The sequence below is a fragment of the Marinicella sediminis genome, assembly GCF_002000055.1.
Taxonomy (GTDB): domain Bacteria; phylum Pseudomonadota; class Gammaproteobacteria; order Xanthomonadales; family Marinicellaceae; genus Marinicella; species Marinicella sediminis.
In genome coordinates this window covers 34,095-50,757 of the sequence record NZ_MVBD01000015.1, presented here as the reverse complement: position 1 = coordinate 50,757, position 16,663 = coordinate 34,095, and the positions used below count along the sequence as shown (strand labels likewise).

Sequence of the window (16,663 nt, the reverse complement as noted above, 5' to 3'; positions counted from 1 at the left end):
TAAAAAAACCAAAACGCATTTCTTAACCACCACATAAACAAGAGGGTAATCATGAAAAATACAATCTCCATGCTGGCAGCGGCATGTGGCTTATGTCTGTCCGTGTCTGGCATTCAAGCCGCCGGATATCAGCTTTTTGGCGCTGAAGAGGCCAGAAACTTACTGGCCAGCCAAAGATCAACACTCAACATCAGTCAACAGGATTTGCAGGATGCAGCTGTGACTGATCATTATCTGAGCCGGCACAATGGCATCACTCACCTGGTTTTTAAACAACAATTCAGTGGCATTGAAGTCTACAACGGCTTGTTGCAAGTCAACCTGAATCACAAAGGTGAGCTGATCAATACCCACAATTTATTCGTGACTGATCTGGCCAGCAATGCACCATCTGCTTCTCCGGTGATCCCGGCAGATCTGGCGATTCTCAATGCCGCACAGCACCTGGGACTGAGTACCCGTTTGCCTGCGTTGAACATCAGTCACCACCAGGGTGATGATCAATCAGCGGTGTATCAATCCACAGAAGTCTCAACCGCTGACATTCCGGTAAAACTGGTGTACCAGCAGGACAACGGCGCGGTACGTCTGGCATGGGACATGCAGATCCAGACCGCAGATGCCTGGTGGAGCCTCAGGGTGGATGCCATTTCAGGTCAGGTCATTGATCAGGTTAACTGGGTGGCTCATGCCAGTTATGATGTGATTCCATTCCCCAATGAGTCACCCGCTGACAATGGTTACCAATTGGAAACAGTGGTGGACCCCCATGACCTGACCGCCTCGCCATTTGGCTGGCATGACACCGATGGCAATGCCGGTGCTGAATTCACCGACACCCGGGGTAACAATGTGTTTGCCCAGGATGACCTGGATGCCAATAACTCGGGTGGATCACGACCAGATGGCGGTGCCGGACTGGTGTTTGATGTGCCCTGGAATCCGGCGGTTGATCCGGATGAAGAACAAAACCTCGAAGCGGCCATTGTTAACCTGTTTTACTGGAACAACATCATTCATGATTTCATGTACCAATATGGTTTCGATGAGGCTTCAGGTAATTTCCAGGAAAATAACTATGGTAATGGAGGTCTGGGTAGCGATGCGGTGAATGCCGATGCCCAGGATGGTTCCGGCACCAACAATGCCAACTTCGGAACCCCGCCAGATGGTCAGAATCCGCGCATGCAAATGTTCTATTTCAACGGAGCACCAAATCTGGTGGTCAACACCCCACCTGCGGTGGCCGGGACTTATGTCGCCGGAACCGCAAGTTTTGGTGCGCCTTTAACCACCTTGGCAGTCAATGGTCTGATCGAAGAAGTGGATGACCAGACAGACACCAGCAGCGATGCCTGTGAGTCATTGGTGGGCTTCACGGCAGGCAGGATTGCTTTGTTAGATCGGGGAGGATGTGAGTTTGGAGTCAAGGTGTTGAATGCCGAAAACGCAGGCGCCATTGGTGCCATTGTGGTCAACAACCAGGGTGATGGGGTCAGCACCATGGGCCCGGGTGCCCAGGGCGGCTCGGTCAGTATTCCGTCATTGATGCTGGGTCAGTCTGATGGTAACGCCATCCGCGCACAATTGAGCAATTCAGTCGATGCAGACATGGTCAAAGTCAATGCCGACCGGGACAGTGATTTTGACAACGGCATCATCATTCATGAATACGGTCATGGCATTTCCAATCGCCTCACCGGTGGACCATCTCAATCCGGCTGTTTAAGCAACGCTGAACAAATGGGTGAAGGCTGGAGTGATTATTATGCCCTGGTGATGACCGCTGATCCAGGTGATGGGGCGACCCAGGCCAGGCCCATGGGCTCATATGCCACGCAAAACCCCGGCGGCATCCGGACCTTTCCTTATTCAACTGATCTGGGAATCAACAGCCACACCTTTGTAGACCTGGAAAATGCCAATGGCAGTCCGCACTACACCGGTTCGATCTGGGCACAAATGTTGTGGGAAGTGTACTGGAACCTGGTCAATAAGCATGGTTTTGATGCCGATTTGTACACCGGTACGGGTGGCAACAACATCGCCATTCAATTGGTGACCGATGGTTTGAAGCTGCAACCCTGCAACCCTGGATTTGTCAGTGGCCGTGATGCCATTCTGCAAGCCGACATCAACAACAACGCCGGGGCCAACCAGTGCGAAATCTGGCGTGGTTTTGCGAAGCGGGGTTTGGGCGTTAATGCCAGTTCCGGCAGCGTCTTTAGCACCGGCGATGAAACCGAAGACTTTTCAGTGCCGGTTGAGTGTGAACTGGATGACCTGATTTTTGAGCACGGTTTTCAGTTGAATTGATCTGCACGTCAACATTGAAAGAAAGCCCATGCAATTGGCATGGGCTTTTTGCTGTTCAGGCTTTGGTTTTCATGGTTTTGATCACCAGCTCAGTGCGGTTTTTCACATCACATTTTTTGAACAAAGACCGTAAATGCATTTTTACTGTGGTTGGTTCAATGAATAATTGATTGGCGATGGCTTTGTTAGATTGACCTTCCAGTAAGAGGGCCAGCACCTGGTGTTCCCGGCTGGTCAGCTCATTGTTGAGTTCACTGCTTGTGCGCTGTTCTTCCTGTAACATCATATCTGGCACATATTTCACCCCATTTAAAACCATTTTCAGCACCGAAACCAAGGCATTACCATTCATTGTTTTTGGGATGAATCCACTGGCACCATGTTCATAGCAGGCATTGATGATTGGTTTATCAATGCTGCCGGACATCATCACAATCGGGGTGTCTGGGTATTGGGCTTTGAGCGATTTGAGCACAGCAATGTCTTCCATACCTGGCATAAAGACATCCAGTAACAACAGGTCAATGTCATCATGTTCAGCCATGTGATGCATGACTGGAGCCAGACTTTCTGCCTGAATCACTTCAGCCTGTGCATCATCTCTGACGATCAGTGTTGCCAGGGCTTCTCTGACCAGGTCGTGGTCATCTGCAATGATGATTTTCATGGTTGATCCCCGTTGATTTGAGCAAACCATAGCACGCCCTTTTTTATGGGGTCAAGATGACAAATCATAAATATTGTTTCACCGTGTTGATCAGGGTTTTGATGTCCATGGGTTTTTTTAATACATGATTGGCCAGGGAAGTGTGTTCAGCATGGTCGTCATCCATGATGTGGCCCGAATAGATGATAAATGGGGTCTGATAGCCCTGATCACGTAATTTCTTTAATAACTGAGTGCCCCTCATATCAGGCATCATTTGGTCTGAAATAATGACTTTCCAGTGTTCGGGTTGTTCCATGAACGCTTGCAGCGCCTGAGGCGCGCGATCAAAATGCTGGGTTGGTATGCCCGCCCTGTGCAAAGCGTGACTCAGCACGTGTCCGGCATCATGCTCATCATCCACCAGCAACACCGATGCACCTGACTGAATGTCCAGTTCAAGTGGTTCTTCCTGCTCCGTGTGTTGGGGCAATTCGGCAGGAATCACCACTTCACACAAGGTGCCGATACCTGGTTTGGAATGGATGCGGATACCACCGGCATGCTCAGTAATTAATCGCATAACACTGTACATACCAAGCCCATGTCCCTCGCGTTGATCCTTGGTGCTGAAAAACAGATCAAACATGTGTTCCAGCGTGTGTTTACTCATTCCACAGCCATCATCACGGATACTGATGCGAATGCATGGAGAACTGAAAATATGTAGCCCCGCAACAATCACGCCTGCATCCTTGGCAAAGAAACCGGTGGCAGAATAATTGGGTTGAGTGAGATCACATTTATTGTGCCTGTCCCACTTGATGCTGATTTTTCCGCTTTGATTGCCCATGGCCTGGACGGCATTGGTCAGCAGATTGACCACGATTTGGCCCAATTGTGAAGCGCTGCCACTGAAGTAGCCCGGATACAGGTTGTTTTGGTATTGCAAACGGATGCGGTCAGGAAGGGTTGCTTTGACCAGGTTGATTGAATCATTGATCAGGGGATGAACTTCAACGGCCGTGAATTTGATTTTGTCAGGTTGGCCATAATCCAGGATGTGCTGTACCAGTTCTTCCGCTTTACTGGCTGCCTGATTGATTTTGAGCACAGAGTTTTTGAGTTTGGGGTCATCTGGGATGTCCTCCTCCAAAAACCCGGCATAGCCTTTGATGGCAGCAATGATGTTGTTGAAGTCATGAGCGATGCCACCGGCCATTTTGCCGATTGAATCCATGCGCTGGGCCTGCATCAATTTTATTAACAGCCGTTGCTGTTCCTGAAATGAAGCTTTGATGGTAGTGACATCTTTATGGGTGCTTGATAAAGTGCCATCCTGGCTGCGGGTCACACTGACAGCGATGGTTCTGCCATCGGTGAGGTTGATTTCAAAAGAAGTGGTGTTGTCTTCGCTTTCATCCAGCGTATCCAGTGCCGGATGCTGCGTAAACAGGCTGAACAATTGTTCAATGCGGACTCCCTGATGGAAACAGTGACTCCATTCTGGATATATGGTCCGGAGTTTTTCATTGAACAGCACCACTTCATATGAGCCGTTGATCATCAACAGGCCTTCCTGCATGCTGTTGAGGGCTTTTTTCAGCAGGTCTTCATTATCCTGGATGTCCAGTAAGCTGTTGTATAGCTCATCAGAGCGATCTTCCAGCAGTTGTTCTGCGACCTCACGGGCTTTGATTTCTCTGGCCAGTTTTTTGCTCAGTGAGGTCAGGTCTTCAGTCATGTTTGGTGAGCACGAAAGTGCCTTCGAAATCGGAATTTTTGATTGGTTCAATGGTGATCTGATCGCCAAAATGTTTCACACAACCAGTCAGCAGGCCATGGGACAATTCAAAAAATGGACGCTTTGACAGATAATGCATGTGCAGGACCTGGTTGTCATTGGACAAAGACACTTTCATCTGCGGGGTTTCTGCCTGGGGATGTATTTTCCTCACATTGCGGTGTATGGTTTCATCCAGGTGGATGATGCACTCAAAACTGTCCTGATAGCAGTTAACCATCTCTGAGTGCTTACTTTGTAGCACACCAAACAGATAATCTCCGAATGCCCGCACCAGTTCGTTGGCATCTAAATTCTGTTGTGCTGCAATATAAGCAACAAAAGCCAGCAATTCCTCATGGTCATAAGTGCCGATGTTGGTATATGCACCGCCAGAATCTGGTTCGGTATCTTCAAGCATCTGATCGGTGAAACTTAAACCGTAATGGGTCTCGGTAAAGTCCAGAAAACTTCTGAAAACTACGCCTTTCATGAACATGTTCCGTTTTGATTTACTATTTATTGTACCCGAATCGGTGGCAATTGTTAGTGTCACCAGGAACACATCAACCTGACCTTTTGGTCAGGTCATGACGCTTCAAAAGACAGTTCAAACCAACTTTCGGATGCACCACTGTTCCAGCGGGCAGGGCCGATCTGGCCGCTTGCCCAATGGCATGCTGACAGGATTTTTCTAAACTGGGAGGCAGTTAAACGAATGTGAGTGTGTATGAGAAAAATTCTGCTGATTGATGACGATCCAATGATCCTCGAAATCCTGCAGCGCTGGCTGCATCAGGGCTTGGGAGCGGTGGTACATGTTGAGCATGAATTCAGCAATGCCAGACTGGCCGTGGAAACCGAACACTGGGATGTGGTCATCGTCGATGTTCATTTGGCTGACGGCAATGGTCTGGAGCTGGTCAAACACATCCGCGATTATCAAAAAAATTGCCGGGTGCTGATGATCAGTGGACAAGTCACCACACAATTTTCATTGGATGCACTGAACCACAAAGTCGATGGTTTTTTACAAAAACCGCTGAAGAAAGACCATTTTCTGGCAGTGGTTGGTGATCTGTACAAAACCAGGAAAGGCCTGAATGTGCTGGCCATCGGCGCTCACCCTGACGATGTTGAAATTGGCTGTGGCGGCACCTTACTCAGGCATGATCAGGAAGGCGATCAGGTACATGTATTGACTTTATCTCAAGGTGGTCAGGGAGGTGACACAGCACAGCGGAACCAGGAATCCCGACGTGCTGCTTTGTTCATGAACGCGTCATTGATGCTTGGTGATCTGGAAGATACCCGCATCAGTGAAGGGCCGGAAACCATACAGGTGATCAGCCGAGCGATCAATAAGTTCAGACCCGACGTGATTTATACCCATTCACCCAATGATGCCCATCAGGACCATCGCAACGTATACCAAGCCACCTTAATTGCGGCCCGTGGTGTGCCGGGACTGGCCTGTTATCAAAGCCCTTCAACCAACATTCATTTCCGGCCATCACGATTTGCTGACATCTCAGATTATCTGGAACTCAAACAACAGCTGGTGCAGTGCTTTGATTCGCAAACCAGCAAATGCCGTTATCTCAAACCATCACTGATTGCTGCCACCGCAGAATACTGGGGGCGCTTCAGTGGCTATGGATTCATTGAACCTTTCGAAGTCATCAGGAGTGTGTAACATGACCCAACCCCTCAAAAACATCCTCATCACAGGAGCCGGTGGCGCCGCAGCTGTGGCCTTTTACAAATGCCTTGATCAGACCGGTCTGAATATCCACATGGCCGACATGAGTCCATATGCAGCCGGGTTGTACCTGGTGAATGAGCCCAATCGCTTGTTGCTGCCGGCCGGTGAAACGGATGATTACATCCCTCAGCTGTTCAAAAGTTGTCTGGCCAGAGGCATTGATGTGCTGGTACCCACCGTTGACTGGGAACTGCTGCCCATTGCCGCTCATCATGACCTGTTTGCTCAGCATGGCATTCAGGTGGTGTTATCTGATTATGAAGCGCTGAGTATTTGCCTGGATAAATACCGCTTGATGGGCCATTTGTCTGAATCTTTTTCCATGCCAATGTATGAAAAATACAACACCCGTTTCAATCCCTGTCCTTTTGATTTTCCCATGCTGGCTAAGCCCCGCAGAGACAGTGGCAGTCGGGGCATCCGTCTGATTCATGAATTGACGGATCTGCGACAGTTGCCCAATGATGACAGCTATCTGATTCAACAATACTTGCCAGGTGATGAATTTTCGGTTGATGTGTATCTGGATCGTCAACACCAGGCCCGGGCCAGTGTGGTCAGACAACGAATGCGTGTAGATTCCGGCGTGTCGGTGGTCGGTCAGACCATCCACAATGAACACATTGCCTCCCTGGCAGCAGACATGGCTGAATACCTGAAACTGAGCTTTGCAGTGAATGTACAATTCAAAATGGACCCCACTAACCAGCCTGGCTTGCTGGAAATCAATCCACGTTTTCCGGGCACCATGTCACTGACCGCTGCTGCCGGGGTGAACATGCCCCAATTATGTATCGATGAGGTGTCCGGTTCCCATCTGGCCGAACATTATCCTTATGATGACCTGGCGATGCTGCGCTCCTGGAGTGAACAGTACCTGCCTGCCGGGTCCATGCAAGCTGTGATGCTGGATTAAATGTCAATGAACTGGCTCACGGTCACTTGTACAATTCTGGTTATTTTGGGAAGCCTGCCCTTGTGGGTATCGATGTACCAGTTTCTGATCATCGGCATCCACTCCAGGCGAAACCACTATGCCCGAACGGCCGCGTGCTATCCCAGGGTCAGCATTCTGGTGCCTGCCTGGAATGAGGCCAGCGTGCTCACTTCGACCATCAAAATATTGATGAACATGAGCTATCCCAAAGATAAATTGCGCATCTATGTCATTGATGATGCCAGTACCGATGAAACCCCGCAATTGATGGCCGAAAAGACCCGCCAATTTCCGAACAATGTGTTCCATTTACGCCGTGAAAATGGTGGTCAGGGCAAGGCCCACACACTCAACCATGGCATTCGCCTGGTCCTTGAAGAGGATTGGTCTGAGGCGTTCCTGATCATGGATGCTGATGTGTTGTTTGAACAAAATGCGTTGCGTAAAATGACCCGTCACCTCAGCGACCCTCAGGTGGGTGCGGTGACCGCATACATCAAAGAAGGCAGCCGTCCCGGCAACCTGATGACCCGTTTCATTGATTTTGAATACATCACTGCGCAGGCAGCTTCCAGAAGGGCGCAGAACGTCATGTCCTTCATGGCCTGTCTGGCTGGTGGGGCCCAATTGCATACCCGCAAAAACCTTGAGGCCATTGGAGGCGCCATTGACACCTCATCATTGGCAGAAGATACCTTTACCACATTCAAGACTCAGTTGGCTGGCCATCAGGCCATCTTTGATGGCAATGCCATCGTCTGGGCTGAAGAACCTGACAACATTGACGGTCTCTGGAAACAACGACTGCGATGGGCACGTGGTAACTGGCAAATCACCAAACAATACTGGCACTTGTGGTTCAACAAAACAGCCCATGCAAGATTGGGTGGTTTTGCGTTTGGCATGATTTGGTTCGCCATTTTGCTGATGCCGGTGTACATGATATTGGCCGCCACTGGTCTGGTGGTGTTGTTTTTCAGTGATTTTGCCTGGTCTTGGATGCTGTTTCGGATGTTCTGGATACTCAATGTCATTGTGTATGTTTTTGTCACCTTGTTTTCTTTATTGATAGACCCGAAAAGTGCCCGGCAATCCTGGTCTGCCGGGGTGTTGTTCCCTGGTCTGATCTCGCTGACAGTGATCGTCCTTTCTTATTTTCCAGGGGCATTGGAAGCAGTGCTTTTAAGGGGCCAGGAATATCAGGATTGGCGAGAGATGGGCATCGGTACCCGGGTGGCGGTGCTGTTTATTTACAGCTGGCTGGCCCTGAGTATGGTGGCCGCCTTGCTGGCCAAATGTGTAGAGAAAACCCCTTTGAAGAAACTGGCCATGCCGCTGTTGTTGTTGTCCGGATATGGTCCGCTGTTGTGTGCCATCACCTTTAATTCCTACGTGGCAGAGTTACGAGGCAAAGAAATGAAATGGGATAAAACCGAAAAATCAGGAAAAGTGGAGATTCAATGAAAACCGAAGACCAACGAATTCATGTGGATGAATTGAGGAAAGACTGCCGGATTGAACGCCAGTTACTGTGGAAAGAACTGATCAGTGTGCTGGTGCTGTTGATCCTCGGTTTCATCAGGGAGGTGTGGCTGAAATGAAATGGTTAATGATTGGACTGTGTTGTATGAATGCTGGGTTGATGGCGTGTGAATTTGAGCTGGCCATCGAAGATTTTCAGGCACAACGCCTGCAAGCTGCCAGCGATCGGTTCGCCGGGTGTCTTGAGCGGTCGGCATCAGACGAAACCTTGTTGCGTGCAGAGTCTCATTTTTATCTGGGCATTGTGGCCCGTCAACAAGGCGACCTGGAGGTATCAGTTCATCACCTGACTCAAGCCAGGGAAATGCGTCCGGATCAGATTTTCTATGCACTGGAACTGGCGGTGTCTACTGAACGCACCGGAAGCCACCAACAGGCCCTTGATATATACCAGCAAGTGCTGGGTGTGGAAAACCATCCGGGTGCCCGTTTGGGCGAGGCCAGGATGATGCATTGGATGGGCCATGTCTCAAAAGCTGTTGCCTTGTATCGTGTCATGTTGACAGACCAGCCAGCTGACACCGGAGCCCGCATCGGTTTGGGTCATGCTTTATTGGGTGATCATCAAAAACAAGCGGCTAAAGAGCAATTTCGGAGTGTATTGCAACAGCAGCCAGATCATCAGGGTGCCCGTCAGGGAATGGAGATGGCTGAAAGTCAGTACAATCATCGGTTGAAAATCACCCATGGCATTGATCAGACCGCCACTGGGGATAACCACAGCAGCGGTATAGAGCTGTTTGTCCAGCCCCGCAAAGCCTATCAATGGGGACTGATTTACAGCCAGGCAGAATTACCGCTCAGTCCACCACAAGACAATGGCATACCGGTGTTTCGGGCCGTCCGGAACAACCTTTCTGGATTCCTTAAATTCAACCGTCCATCTGGTGATGCCTGGTCCCTGGGTTATGCCCGGCAGGATTTGCAGAACGGCTATCAGCAACGTTTCAGCATCAATCACGCCCATCGATTCAAAGAAAAGCATCAGTGGCTGTGGGGCCTGGAATACATCGATGTCAGTGAAGCGGGAGAAGCGTATTTGTTCCAGGCCAGCTGGGTGTACCAATCAACCAAACACACCAGCCTACTGTCTCAACTATTCCTCAGTCATGATTCAGCTTTCGGTGACAGTCAGGCATTGAGTCTGTCGGCCATTCATTCCTGGCCGGACCGGTTGATGTTACATGGTGGGCTCAGTCACAGCCGGGCCATCAACCAACCCAGCTGGACCGGGTTTTTGAAGGCCGAAGTCCCCTTTGGCGATCAATGGCGACTGGGTTTGGGTGTGGTCAATAATTTCACCAACAGTGACCGTTCTGTGACCGGTGCTGTGACTTTTCACTTTTAATCATTCAGGAGCAATGACATGAAAAAAATACTTTTTGTTTGTTATGGCAACATTTGCCGGTCACCTGCCGCAGAAGGCATTTTTAATCACCTGGTTGCCAACAGCGACCAACTCATTCTGGCTGCGGCTGATTCAGCAGGCACCCATGACTTTCATGTGGGTAAACACCCTGATGTGCGCTCAGTCAAAGCCGCTGCCCGAATGGGCATTAACCTGACTGACCTGCGGGCAAGCCAGGTCTGTGCCCAGGATTTTCATGACTATGATTGGCTGGTGGCCATGGATCAGCACAACATCGAATGTCTCAGGGAAATAGGCCCACAATCACAATGGCACAAGATTTTACCGATGGCCGATTTTCACCCCAACCCAAACTACCAATTTGTCCCTGATCCTTTCCGGGGCGATCGTGATGACTTTGACTTGATGTTTGAATCCATGTGGACCATGGTTGGGCGTATGCTTGAATTGCTGGCAGAACAGCCGGTGGCTGAAATTGAATATGTCTGACAGACTCCCATCAATTCATCTGGGATGACCTGATGGACCATGAGGGCAAGTTCAGTCGATTGTAGCAGAGGCAGATTTGTGCATGGCTCTGACACGCTGTACGTCTTTCATAAAAGCCGGATCCGATTGTTCGCCCAGTCCCTGTTCGATTTGCCTGATCAGCGCCTCACCATGGGCCAGGTTACCCTGCAGGATGGCCAGTTCAGCCAGCACCAGCCTTGACCAGTTCTTGTTACCGGTGAACCCGTCTAACGGTAAAAGCACCCGCAAGGCTTCCTGAGTGAAATATTCAGCTTTGTCGTATTGTTCAAGTTGCATGTGGGCATGAGACAAGGACTGGAAAATGAAGGACAGATTGACAGTATATTTGGAATCATAAATGTCTATGTTTTCAATGATTCGCATCAACAGATCGATGGCTTTCTGATGTTGTTGATTCCTGATTTGGTTATTGGCCATGTTGTACAGTGTCATGAACACCCGTTCATCGTTTTCACCATACAGCTCAATTCGTTTGGCCAGGGTACGTTGATGCATTTTGTGAGCTTCGTCATATTCGCCCAGCTGTGAATAACTCGAGCCCAGGTTGGCATACAAATCCGTGACATACAGATGATCAGCGCCCACAATGGCTGTCCGCTCTTCTATCACCTGGCGGGTCAGTGCGGAGGATGCCTCGGGTTGGTTTAAATATCCCAGGTTATTGGCCATCAAGTTCAGCGCTTCAGTGCGTTGCCAGGCCAGTGACTTGTCATTGGCTGGTGCGGATGCGACGGACAGACAGTGACGCATCAATTCACTGGATTCATTGAACATTGACATTTTGCTGCGAATGCCAGCCAACAGATAACAGTTGTTCAGGTAGCCATGCTGTTCAGGGTTGAATTGTTCAAAAGCTGCTGCGAACGCTTCTTCTGCCGCCTGGTAATCACCCTGGTTTTTCAGCCAGTGGCCTTTGACCTGAAGGACCCCGGCATCTTCAGGCCAGCGGTTCACCAGCTGTTTGTATTGGTCTTCGAAGTCAGATCTGCTTAAGGATGCCATGTCACCATTGAGCACCAGGATGAGTAAGGCTTTTTGGTTATCCTCGGGCAAATCATCCAGGCCATTCAAAAACGGTTCCAGGAGGTCGACGGTTTTTTCATGTTGACCGGTGTTCAGGTAGATTTGGCCCAGACCCATGGCCAGGTATAATTGGGAATCTGCACTGTTCCATACATCATTGGTGATCAGCTGGTTCAGCTCATCCAGAATGTCATTGGCCGATACCTCAGCGTTACCCGAGCGGGTTGGGTCGGCATTGGCAAATGCCAGTTCAAAGGCATTGGACAAGGAATACACCTTCTCCTTTTCGGCGAGGATAACCTGTTGCCGGTTGAGTAATTCGGTGCGTTGTTGTTTGATGTCCTTAAATTGCAAGCCAACAAAGACCATCAGGGTGATGATGGAAGCACTTAATGCGGTGGTCAGGATGGTGGCCACTTTATGTCGCTGATAAAACTTAATGGATTGATCCAGCAGCGTGGGTTGTTTGATGCTGATGGGTTTGAATTTAAGAAAGTTCTCAATGTCCCTCTGAAATGCTTCGACCGATTGATACCGTTCATCAGGATCAGCCTTCAGCGCGGTCATGATGATGGCATCCAGGTCGCCTTTGAAATGCCGGCTCAGCCGGGCCGGGGAGCGCCTGCCCTCCTGAGAAGTCTGGAGTACCGCCACACTGGGTAAGTCTGGAGTGGCCAAAAAGTTGGGCATGCTGTCCTTGGGATGACAGCCGGTGAGGAATTCATACAAAACCACACCCAATGAATACACATCGGTGGCCATGCTCAGCGGTTCCTGGTTAATCATTTCCGGGCTGGCATAACGTGGAGTCAGGGCCAGCGTCATGGTCTGGGTATGATCTTCCTCCAGGCTGCGGGCGATGCCAAAATCAAGGATTTTCGGCTGCCAGGCATCATTGATCAGGATGTTGTTGGGCTTGAGGTCCTTGTGGATGATCAGGTGTTGGTGAATATATTGTATGGCTTCACACACCTGCACAAACAGTCCCAGCTTCTTGCGCACCGGTAAGTCATGGAACGCCGGAGAAAGGATGTGTTGTCCGCTGACGTATTCCATCACCACGAATGGGTGTTGGCCGGTGGTGTAGCCACCATCGATGAAGCGTGCGATGTTGGGGTGTTCAAGCTGTGCCAGGAATTGTTGTTCCTGTAAAAAACGCCTTTTCTCAGTAGGCCGTGGATTGCTGGTCTTCATCACCTTGATGGCCACCTGCTGCGTGACGTCCTGCAACTGACGTGTTGCCAGATACACATCGCCCATACCGCCTGAGCCGATGGGTCTGGTGATTTGGTAACCGGCGATCTCTACCGGTTGTTGTGGTTCGGGTTTGGCCAGGCCGGTGAGCATGGCTTCTTCGGTGGCCCCATCATCATAGGTTTCCAGTGATTCATGGGTATCCAGCAGTCGCTCGGCTTTGAATCTCAGCACATCGTCATCACCGCATGCCTGGCGGATAAAGCGGTCACGTTCTTCACCACTGAGGGTGATGGCTTTTTCGAAAATGTCCTGTAGTTTGTAGCCCATGAGCGAAGTTAGAGAGGTTGTTCGCTCATTTGTGCATGTAGCCAGCTGCGGGCAAAAGCCCATTTACGCGAAGCCGTGCTGGTGCTGATCTGCAAAGCATTGCTGGCTTCATCCAGATTGTATCCAATGAAATACCGCAACATCACCAACTCCACGGCCTGTGGATCGATGCCATTGAGTTTCTCCAGGTTTTCTTCCAGCTCTTCCCAGTTGGCGTGGCCATCCGGAACCGCCAGATACAAAGCATCATCGAATGATTCTGCCCGCTGGCCATGGTTGCGCTTGGCTGCTACTTTGCGGCGGTACTGATCCAGCAGAAATTGTTTGATGTTCATCGCCATGTGAATCAGAAATTCCTTCTGATCAGGCCAGTGATTCAGCTGCTTCTGGATCACCCGCAAATACGTTTCATGAACGATTTCTGTGGTTTGCAGGGTGTTATGCTGATGGCTCTTCTTATGTTTTCTGGCGATGCGCTTGAGCATATCCAGGGTTGCTTCCACCAGTTGATCAAATTCTTGTTTGGCCTGTTTCATGTCATTCATATACAGTAGCTCAGAAATTACATAATACCCAATATGTGGTATAAACACCAATTGGATGTCATCTCAAGTACAACTGCGGGGCTTGGTTCATCAAAAACAATGATCAAACCCCATGATTGTTTGAGGTTCCTAAAGATTCAAACGTAATTCAGCTCATATGCTTGTCTGAAAAGTTGCTGCTTTACTTGAATTGGTTCAGGTATTGTCACTAAACACGGTCAACTGAACAATACCTGCTAACGTGTCATCAACTGCTACACTGCGATGGATCACCGGTACCCAACCAGGAACAGCACCTCACTGATTCCATACATCGCTGTTTTCAGGATTGATGGTATATGATGGTAAGTCATGTCACAAGCACCAAGGTTACAATGACGTTTGCTTTAATTGACAGGGAGAAAAATGATGCCTTTGTGGGCTTATATATATTGTGGATTAATCATTTTTGGCACCGGTTTTAACCTGATCGATAAGCACCGGTTAAAACGGTCATATCAACCTGCTGGCGAAGTCATGAGTGCTTTGTGTGGCATTGCAGTGTTCCTGATCGCTTACCAGGTGATTGATTTGCTCCATGCACCAGTCATCAGTTCACTGTGTTTTTTGTATACCTGGGTGTGGAGTTTTCATGCGCACCGGCAATACCTGGATTATCAAAAATTCAAAGCAGAGCATCACCAATGGGCCCGCAAGACTCATGTAGAATGGGTTGAAAAATTAAAAAAGGATCATCAGTCAGCGGCCATTAAAGGCATAAAAAATTTACCTGACCTGGATGACATTGATGAGTCGTATGATTTTGAGTGGGCTGAAAAAACCGCATTGTATGGCTACATTGGAGTGATCTTGGTTGGCGTCGTTCTGGTACTGCCCTATTGTTATGTTTATCTCAAATCAGTGGGTTTTTTGGCTTCCTGAATGAGCTCTTGGTGCGAATGCGATACTCAGGTGGTTTTAGCCGTATTCACATCACCCATACCACCGAATAAGCCAGCATCAGCTGGGCCACGTAATACAGCGGCAATCCGATCAGGCGGTTCTCAAAGGCCGGCTTAACAAATCGGTTGCGCGCAACAAAAACATCCGACAAAGCGAACAAGGTCGCCCCGGTGGTCACCCAGAACTGCACAAGACTGACCGGCACCAGCCAGGCCATCACCAGCATCACCCCAATGGCCAGCAGATAGGCCGGAACTGCCACCACAAACACCCCGGTTAAATACCTCCGCAGCCACAAGCCGATACCTGCCATGACCAGCACCACCACCGGCGCCACCAATGGCAGCTTGGCCGTCACCGGGCTCAGCAACCCAAAGGCCACCGCATAGGCCACATGCGCCAGTAAAAACGCCCCGATACCCATCACAAACCACTTCTTGTCACCGGTCATTGCCAGTAACACATCACCGGCCAATGACAACACCAGCCCGACCAGCAAAACCTGCCCATAGGTGCTATCGGCCGCACCCTGATCCCAGGCAAAACCGACAAAAGCCAGGGATGCCAGCAGTTTGGTTTTGATCTTGAGTTTTTGCATGGCATTGGCATCAACACCTTCCTGGCCACTGCGGGCTTCGAACCATAAAGTCAAGCCACAGCCAATCAGACACACCAGGGGTAAAAACAAAATCAGCGAATTACTCATCCTTTGGCTTGTTCACGCATGGCATTTTTCGCCGCCAGTTTTTCCTGGCGCCGCTGTTCGATCGCCTCAGCGGCAGACATCCCGATGTGGTCCTCACCACGTTGTTTGGCCAGTTGCATCTGACGCTCACGCTCTGCAAAATGTGCCCGCTGTTCCGCAGTGGTCTTGTCATAACAATGTGGACAACTCACGCCCTGTTTATAATGATCGGATTGTTTGTCCGCTTCGGTGATTGGATACCGGCAGGCATAACACTGATCATACTGACCTTTTTCCAGGTCATGATTCACCGCCACCCGGTTATCGAACACAAAACACTCACCTTCCCACAGTGTGTCATCCTTCGGCACTTCCTCCAGGTATTTCAGAATGCCACCCTTCAGGTGATACACCTCATCAAAACCCTGTTCTTTCAGGTAAGCCGTGGATTTTTCACAGCGAATGCCACCGGTACAGAACATCGCTACCTTCTTGTGCTTCTCAGGATCCAGGTTCTGTTTCACATACTCAGGGAATTCACGGAAGGTCTCGGTATTGGGGTTGATGGCGTTCTTAAAAGTACCGATGTTGTACTCATAATCATTGCGGGTATCGACCAGCACCACATCCGGATCAGAGATCAGCGCATTCCAATCCTCAGGCGCCACATAAGTACCGACCACACGCTGGGGATCAATGCCCTCCACACCCATGGTGACGATCTCTTTCTTGAGTTTCACCTTAGAGCGATAAAACGGCATCTCATCCGTAAACGATTCCTTCGAATCCACCCCAGCCAGCCGCTCATCGGTGCGGATGTGATCCAACACCGCATCGATGCCTTCACGGGTCCCGGCGATGGTGCCATTGATGCCCTCACGGGCGAGTAATAAAGTGCCTTTGACCTCATGAGCTTTCATGACATCCAACAAAGGCTCGCGCAAAGTTTCGAAATAATCCAGACGCACAAAATGATACAGCGCCGTGACCACGATGGGTTGTGACATAAGACTTCTCCTGCTGACCTGAACGCAAATCAGGCGCGTTATGGAATG

General features: G+C 49.8%; 15 protein-coding genes. 8 read left to right on the top strand and 7 right to left on the bottom strand.

Going from position 1 to position 16,663, the window contains the following annotated elements; genetic code table 11:
* Positions 1 to 51 precede the first annotated feature (51 nt).
* Positions 52 to 2,316 (top strand): M36 family metallopeptidase, encoded by a 2,265-nt coding sequence (locus tag B0475_RS15885; RefSeq protein ID WP_077412878.1) that lies wholly within the window; start codon positions 52 to 54, stop codon positions 2,314 to 2,316.
* A gap of 55 nt (positions 2,317 to 2,371) precedes the next feature.
* On the opposite strand, the gene B0475_RS15880 is transcribed toward B0475_RS15885, so the two are convergent.
* From B0475_RS15880 to B0475_RS15870, 3 genes are all read right to left on the bottom strand, one after another.
* Complete coding sequence (locus B0475_RS15880; protein WP_198538345.1) at positions 2,372 to 2,983, bottom strand: response regulator transcription factor; 612 nt, start codon at positions 2,981 to 2,983, stop codon at positions 2,372 to 2,374.
* A gap of 64 nt (positions 2,984 to 3,047) precedes the next feature.
* Positions 3,048 to 4,706: a hybrid sensor histidine kinase/response regulator gene (locus B0475_RS15875; protein WP_077412876.1), complete on the bottom strand. Its 1,659-nt coding sequence runs from the start codon at positions 4,704 to 4,706 to the stop codon at positions 3,048 to 3,050.
* Entirely contained in the window at positions 4,699 to 5,238 is a 540-nt protein-coding gene (locus B0475_RS15870; protein ID WP_157893021.1) for a heme NO-binding domain-containing protein, read from the bottom strand. Before B0475_RS15870 ends, B0475_RS15875 begins: the two co-directional genes overlap by 8 nt.
* Positions 5,239 to 5,475: 237 nt before the next feature.
* Here B0475_RS15870 and B0475_RS15865 point away from each other — a divergent pair, with 237 nt between their 5' ends.
* From B0475_RS15865 to B0475_RS15845, 6 genes are read left to right on the top strand one after another with little or no spacing between them, the layout of a single operon-like run.
* Positions 5,476 to 6,441, top strand: a complete 966-nt coding sequence (locus B0475_RS15865) for a PIG-L family deacetylase (protein ID WP_077412874.1) — start codon at positions 5,476 to 5,478, stop codon at positions 6,439 to 6,441.
* A gap of 1 nt (position 6,442) precedes the next feature.
* The gene (locus tag B0475_RS15860) at positions 6,443 to 7,426 is read left to right on the top strand and encodes an ATP-grasp domain-containing protein (protein WP_157893020.1); all 984 of its coding nucleotides are present in this window, start codon (positions 6,443 to 6,445) and stop codon (positions 7,424 to 7,426) included.
* A gap of 6 nt (positions 7,427 to 7,432) precedes the next feature.
* Entirely contained in the window at positions 7,433 to 8,911 is a 1,479-nt protein-coding gene (locus B0475_RS15855; protein WP_077412903.1) for a glycosyltransferase, read from the top strand.
* Entirely contained in the window at positions 8,908 to 9,048 is a 141-nt protein-coding gene (locus B0475_RS17735; protein ID WP_157893019.1) for a hypothetical protein, read from the top strand. Before B0475_RS15855 ends, B0475_RS17735 begins: the two co-directional genes overlap by 4 nt.
* Positions 9,049 to 9,074: 26 nt before the next feature.
* Entirely contained in the window at positions 9,075 to 10,337 is a 1,263-nt protein-coding gene (locus tag B0475_RS15850; RefSeq protein ID WP_077412872.1) for a tetratricopeptide repeat protein, read from the top strand.
* An 18-nt stretch (positions 10,338 to 10,355) separates the two neighbouring features.
* Positions 10,356 to 10,847 carry a low molecular weight protein-tyrosine-phosphatase gene (locus B0475_RS15845; protein ID WP_077412871.1) on the top strand — a complete coding sequence of 164 codons (492 nt, stop codon included), beginning with the start codon at positions 10,356 to 10,358 and terminating at the stop codon, positions 10,845 to 10,847.
* A 51-nt stretch (positions 10,848 to 10,898) separates the two neighbouring features.
* Here B0475_RS15845 and B0475_RS15840 read toward each other — a convergent pair whose 3' ends face one another.
* A complete protein-coding gene (locus B0475_RS15840) occupies positions 10,899 to 13,436 on the bottom strand; it encodes a serine/threonine-protein kinase (RefSeq protein WP_198538344.1) in 2,538 nt (845 codons plus the stop codon).
* A gap of 8 nt (positions 13,437 to 13,444) precedes the next feature.
* The gene (locus B0475_RS15835) at positions 13,445 to 13,981 is read right to left on the bottom strand and encodes an ECF-type sigma factor (protein ID WP_077412902.1); all 537 of its coding nucleotides are present in this window, start codon (positions 13,979 to 13,981) and stop codon (positions 13,445 to 13,447) included.
* 405 nt (positions 13,982 to 14,386) lie between these two features.
* Here B0475_RS15835 and B0475_RS15830 point away from each other — a divergent pair, with 405 nt between their 5' ends.
* Positions 14,387 to 14,902, top strand: a complete 516-nt coding sequence (locus B0475_RS15830; protein ID WP_077412869.1) for a hypothetical protein — start codon at positions 14,387 to 14,389, stop codon at positions 14,900 to 14,902.
* A 46-nt stretch (positions 14,903 to 14,948) separates the two neighbouring features.
* Here the strand turns inward: B0475_RS15830 and B0475_RS15825 are convergent, their stop codons facing one another.
* Both B0475_RS15825 and trhO read right to left on the bottom strand, forming a co-directional pair.
* On the bottom strand, positions 14,949 to 15,629 hold the full coding sequence (locus B0475_RS15825) for a lysoplasmalogenase (protein ID WP_077412868.1): 681 nt from the start codon (positions 15,627 to 15,629) through the stop codon (positions 14,949 to 14,951).
* On the bottom strand, positions 15,626 to 16,615 hold the full coding sequence (trhO, locus tag B0475_RS15820; protein WP_077412867.1) for an oxygen-dependent tRNA uridine(34) hydroxylase TrhO: 990 nt from the start codon (positions 16,613 to 16,615) through the stop codon (positions 15,626 to 15,628). The genes B0475_RS15825 and trhO overlap by 4 nt, the downstream gene beginning before the upstream one ends.
* Between the last annotated feature and the right edge of the window lie 48 nt (positions 16,616 to 16,663).